The sequence below is a fragment of the Microcoleus sp. T3_A4 genome, from assembly GCF_036700465.1.
Taxonomy (GTDB): domain Bacteria; phylum Cyanobacteriota; class Cyanobacteriia; order Cyanobacteriales; family Microcoleaceae; genus Microcoleus.
Window position 1 is genome coordinate 73,875 of the sequence record NZ_JAUBOY010000023.1, and the last position, 22,955, is coordinate 96,829.

General features: G+C 43.6%; 19 protein-coding genes and 2 pseudogenes. 16 read left to right on the forward strand and 5 right to left on the reverse strand.

What is annotated here, in order from left to right:
• Window positions 1–57: 57 nt before the first annotated feature.
• From QUA07_RS14680 to QUA07_RS14745, 14 genes and pseudogenes are all read left to right on the forward strand, one after another.
• Window positions 58–744: a hypothetical protein gene (locus QUA07_RS14680; protein WP_333326272.1), complete on the forward strand. Its 687-nt coding sequence runs from the start codon at window positions 58–60 to the stop codon at window positions 742–744.
• Between the two features lie 168 nt (window positions 745–912).
• Window positions 913–1,347, forward strand: a complete 435-nt coding sequence (locus tag QUA07_RS14685) for a hypothetical protein (RefSeq protein ID WP_333326274.1) — start codon at window positions 913–915, stop codon at window positions 1,345–1,347.
• 25 nt (window positions 1,348–1,372) lie between these two features.
• Window positions 1,373–1,648, forward strand: coding sequence for a hypothetical protein (locus tag QUA07_RS14690; RefSeq protein WP_333326276.1), 276 nt, complete (start codon window positions 1,373–1,375; stop codon window positions 1,646–1,648).
• A pseudogene (gene galE, locus QUA07_RS14695) lies at window positions 1,555–2,190 on the forward strand (UDP-glucose 4-epimerase GalE); the annotation flags it as partial. The gene QUA07_RS14690 and the pseudogene galE, both read left to right, overlap by 94 nt.
• A gap of 188 nt (window positions 2,191–2,378) precedes the next feature.
• Complete coding sequence (locus QUA07_RS14700; RefSeq protein ID WP_333326278.1) at window positions 2,379–3,221, forward strand: hypothetical protein; 843 nt, start codon at window positions 2,379–2,381, stop codon at window positions 3,219–3,221.
• Between the two features lie 24 nt (window positions 3,222–3,245).
• Window positions 3,246–4,082 carry a hypothetical protein gene (locus QUA07_RS14705; RefSeq protein ID WP_333326280.1) on the forward strand — a complete coding sequence of 279 codons (837 nt, stop codon included), beginning with the start codon at window positions 3,246–3,248 and terminating at the stop codon, window positions 4,080–4,082.
• Window positions 4,083–4,363: 281 nt separating this feature from the next.
• Window positions 4,364–5,515: a glycosyltransferase family 4 protein gene (locus QUA07_RS14710; protein WP_333326282.1), complete on the forward strand. Its 1,152-nt coding sequence runs from the start codon at window positions 4,364–4,366 to the stop codon at window positions 5,513–5,515.
• Between the two features lie 92 nt (window positions 5,516–5,607).
• Complete coding sequence (locus QUA07_RS14715; protein WP_333326284.1) at window positions 5,608–7,611, forward strand: ABC transporter ATP-binding protein; 2,004 nt, start codon at window positions 5,608–5,610, stop codon at window positions 7,609–7,611.
• 103 nt (window positions 7,612–7,714) lie between these two features.
• On the forward strand, window positions 7,715–8,914 hold the full coding sequence (locus QUA07_RS14720) for a glycosyltransferase family 4 protein (RefSeq protein WP_333326286.1): 1,200 nt from the start codon (window positions 7,715–7,717) through the stop codon (window positions 8,912–8,914).
• Window positions 8,915–9,032: 118 nt separating this feature from the next.
• Window positions 9,033–9,983: a glycosyltransferase family 10 domain-containing protein gene (locus tag QUA07_RS14725; RefSeq protein ID WP_333326288.1), complete on the forward strand. Its 951-nt coding sequence runs from the start codon at window positions 9,033–9,035 to the stop codon at window positions 9,981–9,983.
• An 11-nt stretch (window positions 9,984–9,994) separates the two neighbouring features.
• Complete coding sequence (locus tag QUA07_RS14730) at window positions 9,995–11,110, forward strand: formylglycine-generating enzyme family protein (RefSeq protein WP_333326290.1); 1,116 nt, start codon at window positions 9,995–9,997, stop codon at window positions 11,108–11,110.
• Window positions 11,111–11,214: 104 nt separating this feature from the next.
• Window positions 11,215–12,189, forward strand: coding sequence for an Npun_R2821/Npun_R2822 family protein (locus QUA07_RS14735; protein ID WP_333326292.1), 975 nt, complete (start codon window positions 11,215–11,217; stop codon window positions 12,187–12,189).
• On the forward strand, window positions 12,186–13,118 hold the full coding sequence (locus tag QUA07_RS14740) for an Npun_R2821/Npun_R2822 family protein (RefSeq protein ID WP_333326294.1): 933 nt from the start codon (window positions 12,186–12,188) through the stop codon (window positions 13,116–13,118). Before QUA07_RS14735 ends, QUA07_RS14740 begins: the two co-directional genes overlap by 4 nt.
• 86 nt (window positions 13,119–13,204) lie before the next feature.
• On the forward strand, window positions 13,205–14,227 hold the full coding sequence (locus tag QUA07_RS14745) for an Npun_R2821/Npun_R2822 family protein (protein ID WP_333326296.1): 1,023 nt from the start codon (window positions 13,205–13,207) through the stop codon (window positions 14,225–14,227).
• A gap of 14 nt (window positions 14,228–14,241) precedes the next feature.
• Here the strand turns inward: QUA07_RS14745 and QUA07_RS14750 are convergent, their stop codons facing one another.
• The 4 genes from QUA07_RS14750 to QUA07_RS14765 all read right to left on the reverse strand — a co-directional run bounded on the left by QUA07_RS14750 (window position 14,242) and on the right by QUA07_RS14765 (window position 19,164).
• On the reverse strand, window positions 14,242–15,192 hold the full coding sequence (locus QUA07_RS14750) for an NAD-dependent epimerase/dehydratase family protein (protein ID WP_333326297.1): 951 nt from the start codon (window positions 15,190–15,192) through the stop codon (window positions 14,242–14,244).
• A 183-nt stretch (window positions 15,193–15,375) separates the two neighbouring features.
• The gene (locus tag QUA07_RS14755) at window positions 15,376–15,750 is read right to left on the reverse strand and encodes a hypothetical protein (RefSeq protein ID WP_333104391.1); all 375 of its coding nucleotides are present in this window, start codon (window positions 15,748–15,750) and stop codon (window positions 15,376–15,378) included.
• Window positions 15,751–15,912: 162 nt separating this feature from the next.
• The gene (locus QUA07_RS14760) at window positions 15,913–17,589 is read right to left on the reverse strand and encodes an AarF/ABC1/UbiB kinase family protein (RefSeq protein WP_333326299.1); all 1,677 of its coding nucleotides are present in this window, start codon (window positions 17,587–17,589) and stop codon (window positions 15,913–15,915) included.
• Between the two features lie 417 nt (window positions 17,590–18,006).
• Window positions 18,007–19,164 (reverse strand): DegT/DnrJ/EryC1/StrS family aminotransferase, encoded by a 1,158-nt coding sequence (locus QUA07_RS14765; protein WP_333326301.1) that lies wholly within the window; start codon window positions 19,162–19,164, stop codon window positions 18,007–18,009.
• 127 nt (window positions 19,165–19,291) lie between these two features.
• On the opposite strand from QUA07_RS14765, the gene QUA07_RS14770 reads away from it, so the two are divergent.
• On the forward strand, window positions 19,292–20,071 hold the full coding sequence (locus QUA07_RS14770) for an ABC transporter permease (RefSeq protein ID WP_333326303.1): 780 nt from the start codon (window positions 19,292–19,294) through the stop codon (window positions 20,069–20,071).
• Window positions 20,072–20,277: 206 nt separating this feature from the next.
• Window positions 20,278–20,916: pseudogene (locus QUA07_RS14775) on the forward strand (Uma2 family endonuclease).
• 59 nt (window positions 20,917–20,975) lie between these two features.
• Here the strand turns inward: QUA07_RS14775 and QUA07_RS14780 are convergent.
• A complete protein-coding gene (locus tag QUA07_RS14780) occupies window positions 20,976–22,865 on the reverse strand; it encodes a hypothetical protein (RefSeq protein WP_333326305.1) in 1,890 nt (629 codons plus the stop codon).
• Window positions 22,866–22,955: the final 90 nt, after the last annotated feature.

A 22,955-nucleotide genomic window follows, 5' to 3' on the forward strand; every position in this document is an offset into this window, starting at 1 on the left:
TATCGCGAATTAGCCAAACAACTAGCAGCAGACTTAGAAACTCATTCTCTAGGGACGATGCTAGTTGTTTGTACTGACAACCCAAATGACTTTCAGGATTTGACGAATGTTTTCGCCTTTAAAAAAAGTCGCGAAGGTGTAGATTATTGTTATAATGATAAACGATTTGCACTAAAAAAAGCCTTAGAATTATGCCGAGTGACAATTTTTGTGGATGCAGATACAAGAATCATAGGAAAAGTGCCGGAGAGAGAATGGATGCCAGGAATTACTTGTAAAGGGTTTATTCCCATTCTAGAACATCCACCAAATCAATCCTTGCCGGGAAGAAAAGAGGCAATTCACAAATTAGCAAAAAAGCTAGAAATTCCATTGAAAAATGTAAGTTTTGTTCCAGAAAATTTGTTCGTAATTGCGAGAGACAATGGGAAAGAAATTCAGTTTATTCAAGAATGGGGAAAGATTGGAAGATTTTTTGAAGTGCAAAAAGTCAAAACAAAAGACGGTAATCCCATTGGGTTAGCAACTGCTAAAGTTGGGTGGAATATTCGTAATGACGGGTGGCAGGAACTCGCTCAAATTAGGGAGCATTCTTTGGCTCATTGGGACTGGCAAAAAAATCAAGTAAGAACCTTTTGGGATAAGGTTTGGGATAAATTGCAGTTTGAGCATTGGCAATATCTCTATCGGTTATTAAAAACACAGTTAATTGCCTTATTAAATTTCGATTTTTACTATCGTTAGAGAAAAGATATGGATAGAGGATTTATCACCATTTTAATTGGATTGTAATCATTTCAATACTGCATACATTTTCTAGCTTCAGTCAGGAAGTTTCACCGCGAACCAATTATTATTTTAATAGATAGAGTCCCTCGATTTTTATATCCCTTACTTTTGGTGTTGGGAAATGTGAGATTGCAGGCCGCACCGAAACACGAAAATCCTGTTTTAGCATCGCCACAAGCTAAGCTGGCTTTGTATCAACAATCTCCTTTTGAGAAAACTATTTATCTGGACTGCGATATTTGTTTGCTATCGCCAATATATGAAGTTTTTGACTATCTTGATGAAGTAGATTTGCTGATAACAGAAGACGGGCCGCCTGCGATTGCTAAAGCGGCAAATTTATTAAGAGTTAAGCAGGATATTCTGTCAACTTTGCAGTCTGTCGGGTTGCCGCTAAATGAAAATAGGATTCAATACAATGGCGGATTTATCGCTTTTACGAAAAGCAGTAACACTCAGGAATTGTTTATCAACTTTAAGAAATATTTCGAGATGGTAGTGGCGCATCAAAATGTGCTACTCTTGAAAGATTCAGGGCGTTTTTGCGGCTGCTGTTGAATCAGTGAAACCGAAAAGGACAACTTTGTCCCCCGTTTACAACTACTTGGATAAGTGGAAAGATGTTTATACGATCGACAAACCGATTAAAGTAATGCACTGCACTTATCCTTACCGCCCTCAGTACGCCAAGAACGTGACGCGATCGCTCTTTACTAGAATAGTCGATCGCACGGCTACAATATTTTTACCAAATCAACTTAACAATCCCTTTGCGCGACTTACGGTGTACCTGAGAAAATTCCGCTCACAGAAGACAACCCGCAAAACCCAATCAATCCCTACGGTGCTACTAAGTTAATGGTAGAACGGATTTTGTCGGATTTTGACGCTGCGTACGATTTCAAGTCTGTTTGTTTCCGCTATTTTAACGCGGCTGGGGCTGACCCTAACTGGTTGTTAGGAGAGGATCACAATCCAGAAACTCACCTGATCCCACTGGTGTTGTTCGCAGCTTTGGGTAAACGAGATTCAATCGCGATTTTTGGCACGGATTACGAGACTCCTGACGGTACTTGCATTCGGGATTACATTCACGTTAACGATTTGGCATCGGCTCACATTTTGGGATTAGAATATTTGTTAAATGGTGGCAAATCTGATTTCTTTAATTTGGGCAATGGTGGCGGCTTTTCGGTGAAAGAGGTGATAGAAACGGCTCGTCAAGTGACGGGAAAAGAGATTAAGGCTGTTGAGTGCGATCGGCGTCCGGGCGACCCGCCTGCTTTGGTTGGCAGCAGCAAAAAGGCGATCGACACCTTGGGCTGGTCTCCAGAATATCCAGACATCAAGGATATTATCTCCCATGCTTGGCAGTGGCATCAAAAGTGTCACCACTCTTAGTATGTAGCGTGCTTATAGCGCACCTTACCATTACAGCAAAATTTGATTGAATTCTTGTGGAGAGTAGGGGTTGGGCGTCCCGCCCGCCCCAAAAATACAATATGCTAATAATATCTGCTAAATCGGGACAACTCGGCAACCGACTGCTGCTTTTTGCTAATTTCATTGCTTGGGCGATCGAGCATAATTTGACTGTTCTCAATCCGGCTTTTGAGGAATATGCAGAATTCTTTGTGGGAACCGCAGGGGATTTTTTGTGTTCTTATCCTCCTCCATATTTTACCGTAGGAGGTAACAAGTTGGTCAGAAGCAAATATTATAATTTTATTAAATATTTAAGCAAGCAAAAATTATTAAAAACGCAAGAAATAACCCGAAAAAAACCTTTTAGTTGGCTTACATATCAGGATATCGCACAAATCAAGAACGGTTCAATTGTTTGTTTTCAAGGCTGGCTATTTCGAGATGGCTGGTTTGTAGAAGATCTCCCCTATTTACACAAGTACGCCGACCAGATTAGAGCCTACTTTGCACCATTAGAGCGATATAGAATCAATGTAGATCGTTTGATATTGAATTTAAAAGATAACTCTGATATGCTAGTCGGAATTCACATCCGTCAAGGGGATTATGATCAGCATCAAAAGGGGAGATACTTTTACACTACTCAGCAATATTTAGAAGTCATGAATTCTGTGGTAAGGCTATTTGAGGGCAAAAAAATCAAGTTTTTGATTTGTTCTAATATTCCACAAAATCCTAGTTTATTTGATAATTTTAACTGTGGATTTGGCAGCGGTCATTTAATTGAAGATATGTATGCTTTCGCTGAGTGCGACTATGTTGTCGGGCCGCCTAGCAGTTATACTATGTGGGCTTCTTTTTATGGAGATCAACCTCTTTATATGATCCGCGATGTCAATAAAACAATTAACCTGAAAGATTTTGTACATTTTTATGAATGGCAAGGAATTTTTCACGAACGAGATGACTGGAGTGAGAGCTTTTGGGAGTGGACACACGCTCGGTAAATAAGTAAATCAATAAGTAAATTAATGAATTCAAATAAATTAGCAGTCAAGGGATTTATTACTATATTAACTGGTCTTTACTCTTTCCAGGATTGCGTTCATTTTCTGGCGTCTGTCAGGAAGTTTCACCGGGAACCAATTATTATTTTAATAGATAGAGTTCCTCTAATTTTATATCCTTTACTTCAGGTGTTCGGAAATGTCATATTGAAACCTGCACCCTCTAATGAAAATCCTGTTTTAGCATCGCGACAAGCTAAGCTGGCTTTGTACGGGGAATCTTTGTTTGAGAAAACTATTTATATGGACTGCGATATTTGTTTGCTGTCGCCAATAGATGAGGTTTTTGATTTTCTTGATGGGGTAGATTTGTTGGTGACGGAAGATGTGCAGCCTGCGATTGCTAAAGCGGCAAATTTATTAAGAGTTAAGCAGGATATTCTGTCAACTTTGCAGTCTGTTGGGTTGCCGCTAAATGCAAATAGCATTCAATACAATGGCGGATTTATCGCTTTTACGAAAAGCAGTAAAACTCAGGAATTGTTTATCAACTTTAAGAAATATTTCGAGATGGTAGTGGTGCATCAAAATGTGCTACTCTTGAAAGACCAGGGCGCTTTTGCGGCTGCTGTTGAATCGGTGAAACCGAAAATGACAACTTTGTCCCCCGTTTACAACTACTTGGATAAGTGGAAAGATGTTTATACGATCGACAAACCGATTAAAGTAATGCACTGCACTTATCCTTACCGCCCTCAGTACGCCAAGAACGTGACGCGATCGCTCTTTACTAGAATAGTCGATCGCACGGCTACAATATTTTTACCAAATCAACTTAACAATCCCTGGCGTTTAAAATAATTAAAGTTTGTTGGCAAACTGCATCAAAAACAACAAAATTCAGCCCCAAATAAAAAAAAATTAGCCTCAACATACCCGAAAATTTACCTAGAAGAATTATTGCTGGCTGGAATAACAGTCTTGGGTGCATCACTGGTTTGTTTTTACCAAAAGACGCGTTGCTGCCCTTTGCCCTGGTTAAAAACCCGGTTGCTTTGGTCGGGAGTGCGTGAGTCCGCATCGCCTTGACAAAAGCTCGGTTAAGCAGGAAAATTAAAAAAATGTTTTAAACAAAATACTCAGTGAAAGTTTCATTAGTAGTGAGCGATTTGTCAGGAGGAGGTGCAATTCGTGCTTTTTTATTAGCTCAAGTCTTGATAGAGCTTAAATGTGATGTAGAAGTTGTTGGATTTCAGTTTGGCAAGGAATTGTACGCTACTCCTCCCAGAGACATCCCGGTATGTGCGATACCGGGTAAAAATTATCCGGGGTTTTTGATGGATGCTCAAAAACTTTGGAAAAAAATAGATGGGGATATTATTTATGCAGTCAAACCTAAACCTACAAGCTTTGGGTTATCACTGCTAAAAAAACTGGCGAATCGCCACTTTATAATTTTAGATATAGACGACTGGGAACTGAGCTGGTACGGCGGAGATGAATGGAAATACCGTCCCTCTTTTAAACAACTTTATCGAGATATTTTTAAACACAACGGTCAATTGAGAGAACCAGATAATCCGCTCTATCTCAAGTGGATGGAAAGTCTAATTCACCGTGCTGATGCAGTCACCATTGATACTGAGTTTTTAAAAGAGCGTTTTGGTGGTGTATATTTGCCTAATGGTAAGGATACTGCAATGTTCGACCCTGCTAAATACAATCCTGAATTGAGCAGACAGCGTTACGGCTTGTCCGGGTATAGAGTTCTGATGTTTCCGGGGGCACCGCGACCTCATAAAGGCGTGGAGGATGTTTTGATGGCCCTCGAACTGTTAAATGATCCCGATTTAAAATTAGCGATCGTCGGCGGCAGTCCTTATGATGATTATGATGATAAACTTGTGAAACAATGGGGGCGTTGGATTATTAAACTGCCAAGGTTTCCAGTGGAGACGATGCCGTCCGTTGTAGCGGCGGCTCATGTTGTCGTTGTTCCTCAGCGAGAAACTCTCGCAGCCGTGGCTCAGTTTCCGCTCAAGCTGACAGATGGTATGGCAATGGCTAAGCCTGTTTTGTCTACGCGAGTGGGGGATATTCCAGCAATTTTAGGGGGAACGGGTTATTTAGTCGATCCGAGTTCTCCCGCTCAAATTTCACAAAAAATTCAATGGATATTTCAAAATTTGACAGCGGCTAATTTACAAGGAATGAAAGCTCGGGAAAGATGTGTGAAAAAATATAGTATTCAAGCAATGAAACCGATACTTTCAGAGATAATCGCAGGTATGTAAATGTTATTTTAAAACTACTCAATGGAGGAAGAAAAGCTGGCTGTTATTAAAGAATATTTTGAGATGCCGTACTGTTTAGCTGGGAATGCTTCATGTCTGCCAATAAGCTACTCCTAAAATTTGCCAGACGATATCCCGGCAGGATTTTCTTAACTGTGATGCTGGGCTTTTCTGGCGCTTTATTCAACGGTATCAGCACTACTCTGATTGTACCAGTGCTTTTAAGTTTTTTAGAGGAAACTATCGAGCTGCGTGGTGCTCCACCTCTAATTAAAACTTTGATGTATCCCTTTGAGGGAATGCCCGGAAATCAGCGTTTAATGTTGATGACCGGGGCGATTGTGCTGGCAATTTTTTTAAAAAATGTTGCGAGTTATATCAATACTTTAGTAGCTACTTCTCTGACGCGATCTCTGACTTTTGATTTGCGAGAAGCAGGTTTGCGTTTGTTGTTAGAAGTAGATTTAGATTTTTACTCTAAAACTAAAGTCGGGGATTTAATTAATAGATTGGGCGGAGAGATTGGTCGGACTGCTAGTGCAGTTGGTACGGCCATCGGAATGTTTACTACCTCAATCACGGTTTTGGTTTTTGTGGGTTTGCTACTTTCTATCTCGTGGAAACTGACGGTGACAGCTACAGTTTTGCTGTCGTTAGTTGCTTGGACAAATCAATATATTATTAACCGTTCCAAGCATTTTGGCCACCTGCTTTCTGAAATGTCGAAAGATTATTCGGTTAGGGTACTGGAAACGATTAGTGGGATTCGGCTGGTCAAGTCAACGGGGAACGAGGAAAGAGAGTATCAGCGGATCAAGCATTTAATTCAAAGGCGAGAACAAGCGGATTTTCAGGCTCAGGTAAATTATGCCGCGATCGCCCCAATTAACGAAGTTGTTAATTTGATAGTTATAATTTTGATTGTATTTATAGGCCGCACAATATTTGCGAATGAGATAGAGTCTATTGCTACAATTTTATTAACCTATTTATTGGTACTGTTTCGATTAATCCCTTTGATTTCACAGTTGAATAGCGGGCGCAGTCAATTTGCTAATACGTCGGCTAGTGTAGAGGTGGTTAATGATTTTTTGAGCTGCGAGGACAAGCCATTTATGCTGAACGGTTCTGTGCCTTACACTCATTTGCGATCGGGAATTCATTTTAATAAAATATCTTTTAGTTATCCTAACCACAAAAATTTAGTTTTGCAAGGAATTGATTTATTTCTACCTCATGGCACTACTTTGGCTTTGGTAGGAACTTCGGGTTCTGGTAAGTCAACTTTGGCAGACTTACTGCCGAGATTTTACGATCCTACTGAAGGTAATATCTCGATCGATGGCAGGGATTTGCGCGAATTTGACTTGAAAAGTCTGAGACAAGCGATGGGTATTGTTAGCCAAGATACGTTTTTGTTTAATGCTTCAGTGCGCGAAAATATTGCTTATGCTAGACCCCAAGCGACTGAGGAAGAAATTGTGGAAGCGGCGAAGGGGGCGAATGCTTATGAGTTTATCCAACTGTTGCCGGAGGGGTTGGATACTCAAATTGGCGATCGGGGGGTGATATTATCGGGAGGGCAGCGTCAGAGAATTTCAATTGCTAGAGCCCTACTGCAAAACCCGGAAATCTTAATTTTAGATGAGGCAACGAGTTCGCTGGATACGGTTTCGGAAAGGTACGTGCAAGCGGCGATCGAGAAATTGAGTTGCGATCGCACAACCTTAGTCATCGCCCACCGCCTCTCCACAGTCCAAAAAGCCAACAAAATCGCCGTTATCGATCGCGGACAAGTAGTAGAAATGGGTTCCCACGAAGAATTGCTAGCAAAAGGAGGTTACTACACTCGCTTGTATTCAGTGCAATTTGCCGAAGAAACCGCTCGCGATGAAGCTCTAATTAGAGGTTCTTACGAAATTCGCACTCGCCTGACTCCCATGATAGCTTACCTCAAAATGCTAGTAGATGAAATGGTAGACTCTCCCGAAGAAAGAGACGAGTTAATCAGAGAATCATTTCACTCTGCTGCTAATATTTTCACTACTTTAGAATTTATAGAAAATACTATTAAGCGTCAGGCTGTTAAAAAGTAGTCAGTTGGCAGTTGGCAGTTGTCAGCAGTCATTAGTCATTAGTCATTCGTCCACAGTCAACAGTCAACAATTACTAATTACCAATTACTAACTACCAATTACCATGTCCAAATATTATGTATTTTTTACCCGAAATATCTTACCGCAACCCAATGTAGCGAGCTTAGTTCAAGTTGCACACTCTGCCAATGCCGCAGCAAACCTCGGTTATCCAGCAGTTTTGGTATACCTCCGCAAAGGCTGGAGTGCTTTGAATCCAGTTGATTTGCTTTTTCCTTTTCAACCCAGGAAACCCGATGACAAACTTGCCAAAATTTACAATATTCAAGATAAATTAAAAGTAGCAGATTTACCGATGCCGTGGCCGATCGACCTTTGGGACAGCAAGTGGACGAGTTCCAGTACAATAGTATCAAAATACTATTTACCGATTCACCTGCTTAAATCTACTAAAATTGTCCACACCCGCGACTGGAACTTTGTCAAAGCAGCAGTTAAAAATGGAATTCCCGCTATCTACGAACAGCACCACCACGACGAAAAAAATTTTGAACCAGAAATCGTTTGCCATCCTCTGTTTCAAATTGCTGTAACTGTTGCCGATACTGTCCGAGAAAGCATGATTAAGAATGGGATGCCACGGGAAAAAGTAATTACGCTGCACAACGGTTTTAACCTTTTGTTTCTCGCGAGACAAACAGAAGCAGCCCAGAATTGGCGACAGCAGTTATTAACAGATGACAGACAGCATTTAGCAGTTTATGCGGGTGGACTTTACCCGTTTAAAGGTGTGGATATGTTGGTGGATGTGGCTCAGGAATTGCCGCAAGTTCAATTTGCGATCGCAGGTGGCGATTCATCCCAAGTAGCAGCCTACCAACAGTTAGCCAAATCCAAGCAAGTTAACAACATTAAATTTCTCGGCTACCTGCCTCAAAATCAACTAGCTAGCTTGCTGCAAGCAGCCGATGTTTTGACTCACCCGCACTGTTTGACAGAGGCGGCGACATTCACATCTCCTTTAAAATTCTTTGATTACATGGCATCGGGAACTCCGATTGTGGCGACGGAGATTGCATCTTTAAGGGAATTTAAATGGGGAGATATAGCAGCAATTTGGTGCAAACCGGATAACCCGCACCATTTTGCACAAAGCATTCGACATTGTTTAACCAAATATCCGAGGAAAAGCGAAGGCTATGCAGAAACGATTGATTTTGTCAAGCAGTTTTCGTGGGAAAATAGGATAGAGAGAATTTTGAGGTATGTGGATGAGCAAGTGCGATCGCAAATGATTCATTAATCCTCATCCGATAATTTTAAAATCCTCCGGGGCGAGTTTTACCAACAATAATCGCCTAAAATTAATAATCTCATAAACCCGCCCCGCCCACACGCAAAAACCCGATTTATTATTAGATATGAACCCAAAAATCATCGGCACAATCACCACCTATCCAGGCATGAACCAAAGCGACTGGCTGTGGCAACAAACCCCCCACAACTTCGGCAAATGGGGCAACATTCAAATGTTAGCGAATCACCCAGAACCAGACTTTTTACTCATGTATCAATTCGACTTTCCAAAACCGTCCAAAAAGCAGTCGTGGCTCGACAAAATCCGCCGTCCAAGCCCCCAAAATCCAGAAAAGGACATTCGAGAAAAATTGCGCGGTGTCCCCAATGAACGCAGAATTTACCTAATCCGCGAGCCACCATTACCAGAAGTTATTGAAATTACCAAAGCCAACTACGAACAAGCCAAACTTTATTGTGGTTACGTTTCCGGGCCCGACGACTTCGCACCAAAACCCGATTATATGCCCGCGATTTGGTATCACTCTAACTCGTTTCGAGAACTAGATGAAATGCCTGCGCCGCCGAAAACTAAATCCTGTTCTTGGATTACTTCAGGTGTTAGCCGCAGCGCCAATCACCGCCAGAGATTAGATTTTATCAAATTGCTGCAATTACAAGAATTTGATTTTGACCTTTACGGGCGAAACTTGCCAACTTGGGCGCACGGCAACGGCACTATGAACAATAAATGGCACGCTGTCGCACCATACTATTACAACTTAGCTATTGAAAATTATTCCGAAAACAATTGGTATGTCAGCGAGAAGCTTTGGGATGCTTTGCTAGCTTGGTGTTTGCCGATTTATTACGGCGGTTCTGCGGCGGATAAGTTGTTGCCGGCGGGGAGTTTTCTGCGGCTGCCGAGTTTGGATGAGAAAGGAGTAGAATTTATTAAAGAGGTTGTGGCTACTGCAGATTATTGGCATGAAGCGAGGGAGAAAATTGCTGAAGCCAGACAAATCATTCTCCACGAATTGAACCTGCTTAATTGGCTGTCTAAGTTTGTATCTTAGGAAATAGCGCAATGACAGAAAACCAAAGTCAACCCAGAGAATATGATGCCGTCAAGGGCGGTGAATCTCAAGTGCCATTGGGTGCAGCAGTTTTAGGCGGGATTTCCGGCGTTAAGAGTCGTTTGGCTTCACCGATTGTCGAAGTGAAGATTGCTGCACTGTCTGAAGCGCTGAAATATGGAGATGCAGGTTTAGATTTAATAATTGGGGTGTTGCAAGATGAATCAATGTTGGTGAAGTTTGCAGCCTATTCGCTGCTGAAAGATAGAGATGAACCAAATCTAAAAGAGCAGTTACAAAAATATTTTCCTACTTTTGACTTCGATGTGATAACAGTGGATGCTGAAGGAAAAGAAAACAGTCGTCGCCGTCATTATGCTCACTTCTTCGCAGAAGACTTAGGAAATGGAGTTGTGCTGGAAATGGTTTATATTCCCAGCGGCACTTTTATGATGGGTTCCCCAGCAACAGAAAAATATAGTTCCGATAGCGAACGTCCGCAGCATCAAGTAACAGTACCCGCTTTTTTTGCAGGCAAATATCCCATCACCCAAGCACAGTGGCAAGCAGTGATGGAAAACAACCCATCCTATTACATAGGTGAAAAACGTCCTGTAGAAAAAGTATCGTGGGATATGGCCGTCGAATTCTGTGGCAAACTATCGCAAAAAACCGGGAAAAAATATCGCCTCCTAAGTGAAGCAGAATGGGAATACGCCTGTCGTGCCCGAACTACAACCCCATTTCATTTTGGGGAAACTATTACCCCGGAATTAGTCAACTATGACGGATACAAACCCTACGCAAACGCCCCCAAAGGACTTTACCGCCACCAAACAACCGATGTCGGGAGTTTTCCCCCCAATGCCTTTGGACTGTACGATATGCACGGCAATGTTTTGGAGTGGTGCAGCGATCACAGCGATGCGTGGCACTCGAACTATAACGGCGCACCAACTGACGGAAGTTCCTGGGAAAGTTGCACAGGGGGTTGCCGGGTGCTGCGTGGCGGTTCCTGGATCAGCAAGGCGTACTCTTGCCGCAGTGCCAATCAGTTCTCGCTATTTGTACTCGCTCGCGGGCCCTACGCGGGGTTTCGCGTAGCGGTGGCGTCGGTTTCTCCCTAGTCCTAGTTTTCCCGGCGATCGCACTTTTCTACCATTTTACTAAATGATTCGGCGTTTGAAACCGCAACTAAACAAACAAATTCCGCCTTCGCGAGACTATAGATATGAATGGAATTTGCACGCTAGCCAACGATACAGTTTACGACCAACTAATTGCCTTGCTCAACAGTATTGAAGTTATCTTAGGCTCAAATACTCCTGTCTGTATTTATCCTTTCGACGAGCAAATAGAGCAAATCCAAGCTGAAATTGTTAACCGTCCCAACGTCTTTATTTATGAAGATAGCCCATCTATTCAGCGATGGGACAAATTCATGGAAGCAGCCGCACCCGAGCGTTTGAACCGCAAAAAATTCCGGCTTTACGGCGCACATCGGCGCTTTTGCGCTTTTGACGGCCCGTTTGAAAAGTTTATCTATATGGATGCGGATACTTTGGTGATGAATTCCCTTGATGCTGTTTTTCAGAAGTTAGAAGAAGCGGATTTTGTGGTTTATGATTTTCAATTCTGCGACCCCACTAAAGTATACAATATTCGGTCACCAAAACTGCTAGAAGTTTTTGAGCAAAATCGCATCCACTCAGAAATATTTTGTTCGGGATTTTACGCCAGCAAGCAAGGATTGTTTGAGCAAGATACTAGACAATGGCTGTTAGCTCAACTGCAATCGGGCGAGGCGGAAATTCTCTATAAAGGTGCGGGAGAACAGCCGCTGCTCAATTATATGGTGATGAAAACGGGGATGAATAGCTATAATTTTGCTTACAGCCTCCCGGATGGCGAAAAAACCGGGTGCAGCGTCACTTCCAAACATTTTGAAGAGCAAGATCGGATTTTGTACGACAAGGGAAACCGACTTACTTACATTCATTATATTGGTGTGCCGCCGGATTTAATTCGGAGAGTTTGTGCGGGCGAAAATATTGAGTTTCCCTATCGCGATTTGTTCCTGCACTACCGCTATCTCCGCGAACCGTCTAAGCGTCCGATTTTTGCCGAAGCGCCAAAGTCTTATACTGAGGTTTCTGCGCCGAATTTGTTAAAAAGGGTATTGAGAAGGTTGAGGATAAATGTATGAGTCGCGGTATTTATATTGTTGCGAATGATAAGGTGATCGAAAGTGCGATCGCCCTTTTAAGTAGCATACGTCTGTACAATTGTCAAGTACCTGTTTTTCTGATCCCCTTCGACGACAATTATCAGCAAGTCGCAGCCGCACTCAGCACTCTCCACGGGGTGCGATTGTTCCCAAATCTGGAGTTTGTGGAACAGTTTACCAGAGAAATTGGCCAAATGTTCGATCGCAACTTTTTAGCCCTTCCTAACAAAATGCGAAAACTCGCCGCCTGGTTTGGCCCGCTTGACGAATTTCTGTACATCGATACCGATATCATCGTCTTTGAAGACATCGCAGCCAACCTTAACAAACTATCAGAAGTAGACTTTTTTTGCTGCGACTATCACCACCTCAGCGAAAAACTGCGAAATGTATTTTCACCCGCTGTCAAAGAACAGCATATTTTCACAGACTCACAGCTTCAAGATGTATTCAACAGCGGTTTTTGGGCTTCCCGAAAAGGAACTATTACAGAAGCGCAAATGTATGAGATTTTGCGAGAATGTTCGCAGCATCGAGAATATTTTGACTTTACTCAAAATGTCACAGACCAACCTATACTAAATTATATTATTCTCAAGCTGATTCCCAAGCGCTGCAACCTTGTTAAAGATTCACCCAGCGAACCTGGAAGCTGGGCTGGTTCTAAGCATTTTCAAGAAATAGATTATGTTCTTTATGACAAAGGCAAAAGGTTAAAATATATTCACTGGGCGGGAATACCAATTAAATCCGGTAGTCCTTATTGGAAACTGTGGAAACATTATCGTTATCTCAATGAGAAACCACCAAATTTAGTGCAAAAAATATTTCGCTCTTTGCAGGGTGTGTTGAGCGCTGTTATAATATGCGATATTGTATGGTGCATTGGGCGCTGTTTTGATATTTGATAAATTCGATAAAGCCGAAATCATTCCCCAGCCCCCAACATACCCTACGGAAATATTTGGTAAAGGATTTAAAAAACTTAAAAGTTATGACGAATGGTATTTATATTCTAGCAAACGATGTGGTTTTCGACCACTTAGTCGCTTTGTTAAACAGTCTCGAAGTCAATGGGGCAAAAGATATTCCCGTTTGTATCATTCCCTATGATGATAGACTGAAAAAAGTGCGAGGAGAAATTGCAATTCGTCCTAATGTCACCCTCTTTGACAACACCGATTCAATTCATTTCTGGGAAGACTTTGCAACTCAAGCTTGGACATCTCACACCAAAGCTCAAAAAGTTTGGCAAGCTAAAGGTTTGAAATCAGTTCACTGTTTGACCAGGCATCGGAAATTATGCTGTTTTGACGGGCCTTTTGACAAATTTGTATATTTTGACGCGGACACTCTGTTAATGGGTTGTCTGGATTATATTTATCAAAAACTCGATTTAGTTGATTGGGTAGCAAACGATTTTCAATACAAATCCGATCTCAACTATGTATTTGACTTATCCTCAGAGAAATTGCCACATATTTTCAATATAGACCAACTGCCCTCTCATACTTTTTGTACAGGTTTGTTTGCTTCCAAAAAAGAAATATTTAATAGAGAAAATTCAGTCCAACTGTTAGATAACTTAACATCAGGGGAAGCGGAAATTATGTGTTTGAGTGCCTCTGACCAGTCTTTATTAAACTATTTAGTAGCCCGCAGCAAAATCTCTTTTTACAACTTTGCATATTCTCAACCAGAACAGGTAACGGGCAATCATTGGTCCTCTCAATTTGATGTCATAGATGATGTTCTATACGATAAAGGACGGCGGCTTACTTATTTGCATTACATGAGTATTTCGGCTGCAAAGTTTACTCGATTGTGTGCTGGTGAAGATGTTGAGATTCCCTACCGAGATGTATTTCTGCATTACCGTTATTTGAATTCGCCGGAAACACAGCCAAAACTCGCGCCTCCAAATTTCTTGGTTAGCTTGCACAGAAATCTCAAAAGTTGGGGAATTCAAAAAGTTAACAATGTTCAATTTAAGTTGCGGAATTTCTGGGATAGATAGCATGTAACTGTACTCTAACTGTACAAAGACTGAATCCACTCCCATTCGCGCCTTAAACCTTCTTCTAAAGCAACCTGCGGCTGATAACCTAAGATTTTCTGGGCTTTAGACACATCAGCGCTAGTGTGCCGCGCGTCTCCCCTCGCAGCTTCGGTAAAATCTATCCGAATAGGTCGATCGACAATTCTCTCTATTGTATCAATAACTTCTTTCAAAACGACCCGACTTCCCCCACCAATATTAAAAACTTCCCCGGCAGCTTCTGGAACCTCAGCCGCTGCTAAATTCGCAGCCACGCAATCGCTGATAAACGTAAAATCCCGTGTTTGCAATCCGTCGCCGAAAATTGAAATCGCCTCGTCCAACAAAATCGACTTAAAAAACTTGTGAAAAGCCATATCAGGGCGCTGTCTCGGCCCGTAAACAGTAAAATAGCGCAGGGAAGTAGTCGGAAGGCCAAAATTTTTGTAATAAAGCCCGCACAAACGTTCACCGGCTAATTTCGTAATTCCGTAGGGAGAAACCGGCTGGGGACAAGCGTTTTCATTCGTGGGAAAAGATTCAGCATTGCCGTAAATTGAAGAAGAAGAAGCATAGACAAACTTTTTCAATCTTGGCGCATCTTTTGCCGCTTCTAACAATACTTGAGTGCTGTTAATATTGCGTTCGGTATAGCTGCGAAAACCGTCGCCCCAGCTAGCACGAACTCCTGCTTGCGCCGCCTGATGAAATATTACCTTAGCATCCGATAAAAGCGATCGCCAATTTAGAGACACAATATCGCCTTCCACCAATTCAAAACCCGGATACTTTTCAAATCGTGCAATATTCTTGCGCTTGAGATCCGGATCGTAATAATCGTTGAACTCATCAACACCGATCACCGTATCCCCTCGATTTAAAAGAGTTTCTACTAAGTTAGAGCCAATAAATCCCGCCGCACCAGTAACAATTAAAATACTCATTCGATTTTAGATTTTAGATTTTAGATTTTAGATTTTAAAAATTTTACACAAATTATTGCCTAAGTTGTCATCTTCTTCTTTCTCTTCCTCTGCGTTCTCTGCGGTTCAAAAAGCATCAAATAGGATAATCCTAGATAACTATCAACCCCCTTGCTTTTCACAAAAGAGGTTGATAGTTAACTTTCATTGTTCAAAAGAATCTAAATCCAGCGCTTGGGAACCTCCGCGTTCTAACTCGATCAAAAGCTTACCTAGCTGAGTCCAAACTAGCCAGCCAGTGAGTACCGTCAGTGGCAAAGCTAGGGCATAACAAAGTAGTTTGGGGAAGCCAAAAATCTCCATCCCCGAAGCTAAAAATACGCAAATACCGCCAGCCATTCCCAGAAAAGGTATGACCAATTGCAGCCTTGGCAGGTTAGCCAAGGTGCGAGTAGAACGATTTTTAGACCACTGTTGTACCGATTGTTTGAGAGTTGCTTCAAATGCTACGCCGGAAGCCATACCTGCTAGTAATCCAGCCGACATAAAAAAATAGGGAGGTTCTGGAAAATAATACACGAATAATTCCTTAATTTGGGTAATTGGGAATGGGGAATGGGGAATTGGGAATGGGGAATGGAGAATGGAGAATGGGGAATGGGGAATGGGGAATTGGCAAGAGTAGAATTATTTTTCTTCCTTCTTCCTTCTTCCTTCTTCCTTCTTCCTTCTTCCTTCTAATTAAAATCGAGTTAGCGCGGCTGCTCCTGCTGTGGAAAACTCCGTCAAAGCGCCTAGAGCAACGTTGAACAGGCGACCGGGCTGCAAATCTTCCTTGACTAAGTTCCACAGGCTGCGAACTTCTTCGGTGTGGATTCGATCGTCCTCAATTAAAGCTAACATTAGCTGCCGTCTCAAAAACGACCCTTCCTCTGACAGCAAAAATTGCAAGCCTAGTTGTGCTGTGGGGAGCAAGTCGAAACTACGATCCGATCGGGCGATCGCGATCATGTCCTCTAACCTGTTCCACTGGAATTTGCCATCTTTGAATAATACCTCAATCAGACGCCGCCGCAGTGCCGGAGATTCTCCATTCAACAAACGCCGCGCTACATAAGGATACGCTACCTCGACTATCTTGAAATTCGGATTCAGCGTCAGGGCCAAACCTTCTTCTGTCACCAGAGAGCGAATAATTAAGGCAAATTTCGCCGGCACCCGGAAAGGATAATCGTACATCAACTCCGAAAACTGGTCTGTAATCGTCTTGAAGTTAAAATCTGACACCTTTTCCCCGACGATATCACCCAGTACAGATTCCAACGCCGGGACGATCGGCATAATATCTGTATCTGGCGTCAAAAAGCCAAGTTTGACAAAATCCTTGGCTAATTGTAAGTAATCTTTGTTGATCAAATGAACGACAGAATCAACCAAAGTTTCTTTAGTTGTTTCTTCCATCTGATCCATCATCCCAAAATCAATGTAAGCCATGCGGCCGTCCGCTAAGGCAAACAGATTTCCCGGATGGGGGTCAGCATGAAAAAATCCATGTTCCAGCAACTGCCGCAAACCGCTGCGGACTCCGACTTCAATTAAACTATCGGTATCCAAACCTGCGGCTTTAACACTTGCCATATCTGTCAGCTTGATGCCCTCAATCCATTCGAGAGTGAGAACGCAATTTGAAGTATAGCGCCAGTAAATACTCGGAACTTTTACTGTCGGGTCGTCGGCAAAATTTGTCGCAAATTTCTCGGCGTTGCGGCCTTCATTGATATAATCAATTTCCTCGAACAATTTGATACCGAATTCATCCACGATCAAACAGAGGTCGTGACCGAGATTCAGCGGCAGCAACGGGCCCAACCATCCAGCGGCCCAGCGCATTAAGTAAAGGTCAAGGCTCAAGACTGGCAGCAAATTCGGTCGCTGAACCTTGACTGCTACTGCTTCCCCGGTGAGGAGGCGAGCTCGGTAGACTTGACCAAGACTTGCCGCGGCGACAGGTTCGGGGGAGATTTCGCTGTAGGTTTCGCTAATTTTGCGATCGAGTTCCGCTTCAATAATCTCGAAAGCGCGCACCGAGTCAAACGGCGGCAATTGATCCTGAAGTTTGATCAATTCTTCGAGAAAGTCTTTGCGGATCAAATCCGGTCTGGTAGAAAGGGCTTGACCGACTTTAATGAAAGTGGGGCCCAAGCGAGTAAGTATTTGTCGTAGGTGGGTGGCCCGTTCCGGCTGGTGTGCTGCGACTTCGTGCTGCCAACTGTCCCACAGCATCCCCAGTACAAAGCCCGCAAAAGACCAAATAACGGTAATTGCGCGCCAAATTGCTTTCCAAGGACGTTTGCGGTAATACTGAGCGATCGCTTGTGGATCGTAGCGTCTAGCCTGAGTGAATTGATACTGAGGCACTCGTTTATTTTCCTCTTATCTTCTGAAAATTACAGGTTAAATTGAGAATTGGGCATCGGCCATCGGGCATCGGGCATTAGTTATCAGGTATCGGGAATGGGAAGTCGAAAGTTCAAATATTATTTAGTTTTCGTTCTTGGTTCTTCCTTCTTCGTTCTTCCCTCTTCCCTCTTCCTTCTTCCTTCTTCATCATTGACCGATCGCATTTCAAGTTTTAGGCGAGCGGAAAATGCACCCGTGCGAGGCGGATTGCTAGCCTAAATTTGTTTCTTTTCATTAAATATAGTACATAAAAGTACAAGTGATCGGTCAAAATACTTAACAGCTCTCCCTCAACCCTGCACATTCTCCCACCACTGCAACCCTGCAATTCTTTTCTCCTCCTGCATTTCCCTCGCTGATGCCATCGCGCCAAAGCTACCGGATGCGATCGGCCTTTGCCAAGCAATCTTTCAGACCATAAATCGTCCGCTCTTGTTGATCCCTCGACAGTTCCGGGAACATCGGCAAAGACAAGACTTCGCGACAAACTTGCTCAGCCTTTGGCAATTGACCTGCTTGATAAGCTAAAGATTTGTAAACAGGTTGCAGGTGCAAAGGTAACGGATAGTAAACCATCGAACCGATGCCAGCTTCCTGCAACTGAGCCCGCATCCAATCTCGAAAATTGCCAGAGGGATTTTGCGCGTCTTCTGGACTTGTCAGCCGGATCGTGTATTGATTCCAAACTCCTTTTGCTTCGGGCAATTCTTTGGGGACGGCAACTCCGGGCACGCGGGAGAGAAATTCGCTGTAAAGTGCCGCTTTCTCCTGCCGCTGCGCGTTCCAACTGTCGAGATACCGCAATTTAATGCTGAGAATCACTGCTTGCAGGGCATCTAAACGGCTGTTGTACCCGATTTCTTCGTAGAAATATCTAGAAGACTGTCCGTGTTCTTTGAGCACTCGCATCGAAGCTGCGAGGGCAGGATCGTTTGTCGTGACTGCGCCACCGTCACCGCAAGCGCCTAAGTTTTTGGTCGGATAAAAACTGAAGCAGCCGACATGACCGATGCTGCCGACTTTTCGAGATTGCCACTCGGCCCCGACAGATTGGGCGCAATCTTCAATTACGGCTAAATTGTGCCGAGTCGCAATTTCCATCAGCCGAGTCATGTCTACCGGTTGGCCGAAGATGTGGACTGGCATAATTGCCTTGGTTTTTTCGGTAATTGCCGCTTCGAGGAGCTCCACATCCAGATTAAAAGTCTCGCTGTCAATATCGACAAATACTGGAGTGGCGCCGACGGCGCTAATTGTCTCAGCGGAAGCAAAAAAGGTAAAAGGAGTGGTAATCACTTCATCGCCGGGGCCAATTTTGAGAGCTCGCAAGGCCAAAATCAGGGCATCGGTGCCGGAGTTGCAGCCTACGCACTCGGAAACGCCGATGTAGTCGGCGAACTCTCGTTCAAAACTCTTTACGGCTGGGCCGCCTACGTAGCCGCCAGAGGCAAGCACTTTTTGGACTGCAGCGGTTATCTCGTCGCCAATCTGCGCGTATTGGCGGGTTAAGTCGAGGGGGGGAACATTATTCACTCTTCACACCATAAATTTCAAGCATTATCAAAGCAAATTCTTGCAGCAAAACTGTTTCTCAGAAACCTTTATTGCAATATCTTATATTTGGACAGGCAAACAATCACATTATCGAAAGGGTGGGCCGGTGTTAATTCTGCTAGATTTGACAGATTTGGGTTGGGCTTTGGGGATGGTGGCGATCGCGATCGGGCTTTCGGCGTGGCAGGGATTGGGGCTGGAGGGGGCGATCGCGATCGCCGCAGGGCGCACCCTGATCCAGCTAATCTTAGTCGGGTACGTACTCGCAGTCATATTTGACCCGGAGGGGAAAAATCCTTGGCTGGTTTTAGCAGTTTTAGCAATCATGCTGACAACAGCTAGCATGGTTGCCAGCAACCGCATCAGCAAAAAAATCAAGAACTTACTGCCGTTAGTTTGGGGTTCAATTTTTATCAGTACGGCCTTGACTCTCGCCTATACAAACTTGCTAATTTTGCAACCTGACCCTTGGTACGAACCACAATACCTGATTCCTTTAGCGGGTATGATTTTGGGCAATGCCATGAACTCCGGGGCGATCGCGGGCGAAAGACTTGTGAGTACAGTTAATAGCAGTCAGTTAGAAATAGAAACCCATTTAAGTTTAGGTTCGACGCCGCAGCAAGCAGTAAAACAGTACCGCAAAGATGCGATCAAAGCTGGATTAATCCCGCTCTTAAATACAATGACAGTGGTAGGAATCGTGACTTTACCGGGAATGATGACAGGTCAAATGCTGAGCGGTGTCAGTCCTCTCGATGCAGCATCTTACCAGATTTTGATTATGTTTGTGTTAGCGCTGGCAACTGTAATTGCAACTCTGCTTTTGACTGAGGGATTGTCCCGGAAGTTTTTTAATCAAGATGCACAATTGATAAAATGGTAATTGGGCATTGGGAATTAGGAATTGGGAATTGGGCATTGGCCAAACAGGGCATTGGGCATTGGGTCGAAGAGAATTGGGAATATAATATCGGTAGGAACTTGCATTTGCCTTTATTTTATTGAACAGGCAAGATGCCTGTTCCACAAGAGTTCACTTTTTGTGGGGTGGGCTTCTAGCCCGCCCGCCCATAATTCAGGAGAATAACCATGATTCAAATAGCAACTAAAACGCTAACTTTTGAAGAATTTGCGGAATGGAAGCCATAAAATGGACGTTATGAACTGCACAATGGAGAGATTGTTGAAATGTCACAGCCATTAGGAGACCATGAAGAAGTTATCGGTTTTTTAGCAAGAAAATTGACCGTCGAATTCGATCGCCTAAACCTGCCGTACTTCATCCCCAAACAAGCATTAGTTAAGCCGCCGGAAAACGAATCAGCTTATTCGCCCTATATTCCGATCTTAAATCGCCCCAACTTAGCATCAGAACCTTTGTGGCAAAAATTCTCAACTGTGACTCAAGGGGCATCAATTCCGCTGGTTATTGAAGTAGTTAGCACCAACTGGCAAGATGACTACATCAGAAAAGTAGGGGAATACGAACTAATCGGGATTCCTGAATACTGGATTGTGGATTATCTCGGTTTGGGCGGCCGTCGGTTTATTGGCAACCCAAAACAACCGACTATTTCTATTTATCGGTTGGTTGATGGTGAGTATGAAGTTAGTCAATTTCGGGGAGAGGACAACATCGAATCCGCAGCTTTTCCCGAGTTAAATTTGACGGCACAACAAGTTTTTCAAGCGGGATTGACGGTGGATGAAATTGCTGGGGGTGCGTGAGTGTAAATATTGCGATCGTTCAGACAGATTTTTTGCCCTCACGCACCCTACAACTACAACTACTTCGGTTCGTGACTCCCAATCCGCTTGCCTTCACCATCGTACACCTGCATCGGGATTTTGGCGTTTTCGGCGATCGCCTCCAAAGCTTTTTGCAACGTTTGAACGTGCTTTTCTACAGCTTGGCGAGACTTCACAGCATTGTTGTTGTTTGCTTGAATGAAAGTTTGTTGCAATTTCTGCACGTAACCTGGAGTCATCTGCACCGCAATCAAATCTTTGCTAACAGTATAGTCGCAAATCTTGGGGTTGCCTTTGCAAGTTCTATCTAAATCGGTGCGGGCTTTTTGCAGGTTCCTTTCTTCCTGCAACTTTACTTCTGCTTGCTGCAAAGAAGTTTTGTAGGAAGCGATCAGCGGTTGGACTTTCTGGGAATATGCAGTTGCTGCCGGCACTTGCTCCGCGTAACTCAAAGCTCTTCGCCAGGATTCTGATGCTTTAAACCAGGCGTTTTTGCCCTCAAAAATTTGAGCTTCCGCTGCTAAAGTCACAGCTTGAGTATACGCATTTTCCGAAATTCCTTCGACATTTTTGCGCTCGCGAGCTTCTGAAAGTTTGGTTTCGTATTTGGGAACTAGCAGTTTAGCTTGTTGGTAAGATGTCGTGTTCGTGGGAATTTCTGATAGGATGTCGAGGGATTCTTCCCAACCTGATTGCACTTGATCCCAAGTCTCGGCTGTCTGAGCTACGGCTTCGCGAGCTTCTGCTATTTGGGCTCTACTTTTGGCGGCGAGCAGCGTTTTTTCGGCTTGTTTCTCTGTGCTTAACTGCCGATTTCCTGTTGCTACATTCTTCCGGTATTCCTGCTTTTTTTTCTGAGCAAAAGCATAAACTGGACTGTCTGTGGGGATTTCTCCGAGTTCGGCGATCGCACTTTGCCACAGAGCTTGCGCTTCCTGCCCGTCCTCGGCAGAATAAGGCGGATTTTGGGTTTTCTGGGTTGCTGACTGTGCGAGGCGCGCTGCATCGATCGCAGAGTTTAAATTCTGATTTTGCGAACGGTAGTTTTCCAGAGCGCTTTGAGCTTCACCGCGATGAATTGACCAAGAGGGAATCGGTTCCAAAAGGGCGATCGCCTGTTTTAACTGTCGCTGGGCTTCTTGGGGGCTGTTGGCAACTTTTGACGTTTTTAGAGTCTTCGTCGAATTCTCGCTCAACTGTTTGGCATTAGCTAAAGCACTACATCCTCCGATGACGCAGGGCCGGCTCAGCATATAATAACCGCCTGCCAAAACTAGCGCGGCGACACTGATGATTCCTGCAGCAGCCAGCATCGCAAACGGTGAATGCTTGGGTTTTTGGGCAACTGTTACCGCTTCCATATCCAGCGGATTGAAGGGATTATCTCCAATATCTGCCGGGATTGCAGCTACCCTAAAGGCGATCGGATCGGAATTGCTCGAACTCTCAGACAAATTGGGGAAATATTCTTCATCCCACGCATCTTTCCCATCTGTTTCTAACGGTATCTCCTCCTCTACATCTGCCGTCTCGGCAACATTTTCTGTTAAGACTATCCCGGTTTCTTCTGCGGGGATATTCTCGGTTTTTTTGAACAACTGCACTGTTTTTGGTCTTGACAAAACAGGGTTGTGCATGGTAAAAGAATGGAAAGCATAAGGCTGTTTTTGCCCGGTAATTTTTAGGCAAAGTCCAATCTGTTGAATAGATTCTGGTTCTATTTCAAGAATTGCTGCTTCTAACACCGCAAAAGTCGGTTTGGCTTTGAGAACTAAACTGCGCGGGTGTTCTCCCACAACCGTTAAAGATTCATCTCGAAAATCGCAACTAATATAAAGCGGTAAGTTTTTAAATCCGGCTGCTTGCAAGTGTTGCTGCAATTTTACTTCGAGAATTTGTGCGTTGCTTTGTCGCGTTGCTATTGTCATATTTTTTCCTCTGTCTGATCTCACCACTTGCGATTTTAGATTGGGAATTTTAGATGTTAGATTGGAGAACAATCGGCTTTTTTGATTTGT

Coding starts and splice junctions, on each gene's coding strand:
- QUA07_RS14720 (WP_333326286.1), top strand. CDS start 7,715: ATGTCCAAATATTATGTATTTTTTACCCGAAATATCTTACCGCAACCC.
- QUA07_RS14680 (WP_333326272.1), top strand. CDS start 58: ATGCTAGTTGTTTGTACTGACAACCCAAATGACTTTCAGGATTTGACG.
- QUA07_RS14780 (WP_333326305.1), bottom strand. CDS start 22,865: ATGACAATAGCAACGCGACAAAGCAACGCACAAATTCTCGAAGTAAAA.
- QUA07_RS14750 (WP_333326297.1), bottom strand. CDS start 15,192: ATGAGTATTTTAATTGTTACTGGTGCGGCGGGATTTATTGGCTCTAAC.
- QUA07_RS14745 (WP_333326296.1), top strand. CDS start 13,205: ATGACGAATGGTATTTATATTCTAGCAAACGATGTGGTTTTCGACCAC.
- QUA07_RS14730 (WP_333326290.1), top strand. CDS start 9,995: ATGACAGAAAACCAAAGTCAACCCAGAGAATATGATGCCGTCAAGGGC.
- QUA07_RS14715 (WP_333326284.1), top strand. CDS start 5,608: ATGTCTGCCAATAAGCTACTCCTAAAATTTGCCAGACGATATCCCGGC.
- QUA07_RS14740 (WP_333326294.1), top strand. CDS start 12,186: ATGAGTCGCGGTATTTATATTGTTGCGAATGATAAGGTGATCGAAAGT.
- QUA07_RS14725 (WP_333326288.1), top strand. CDS start 9,033: ATGAACCCAAAAATCATCGGCACAATCACCACCTATCCAGGCATGAAC.
- QUA07_RS14705 (WP_333326280.1), top strand. CDS start 3,246: ATGAATTCAAATAAATTAGCAGTCAAGGGATTTATTACTATATTAACT.
- QUA07_RS14735 (WP_333326292.1), top strand. CDS start 11,215: ATGAATGGAATTTGCACGCTAGCCAACGATACAGTTTACGACCAACTA.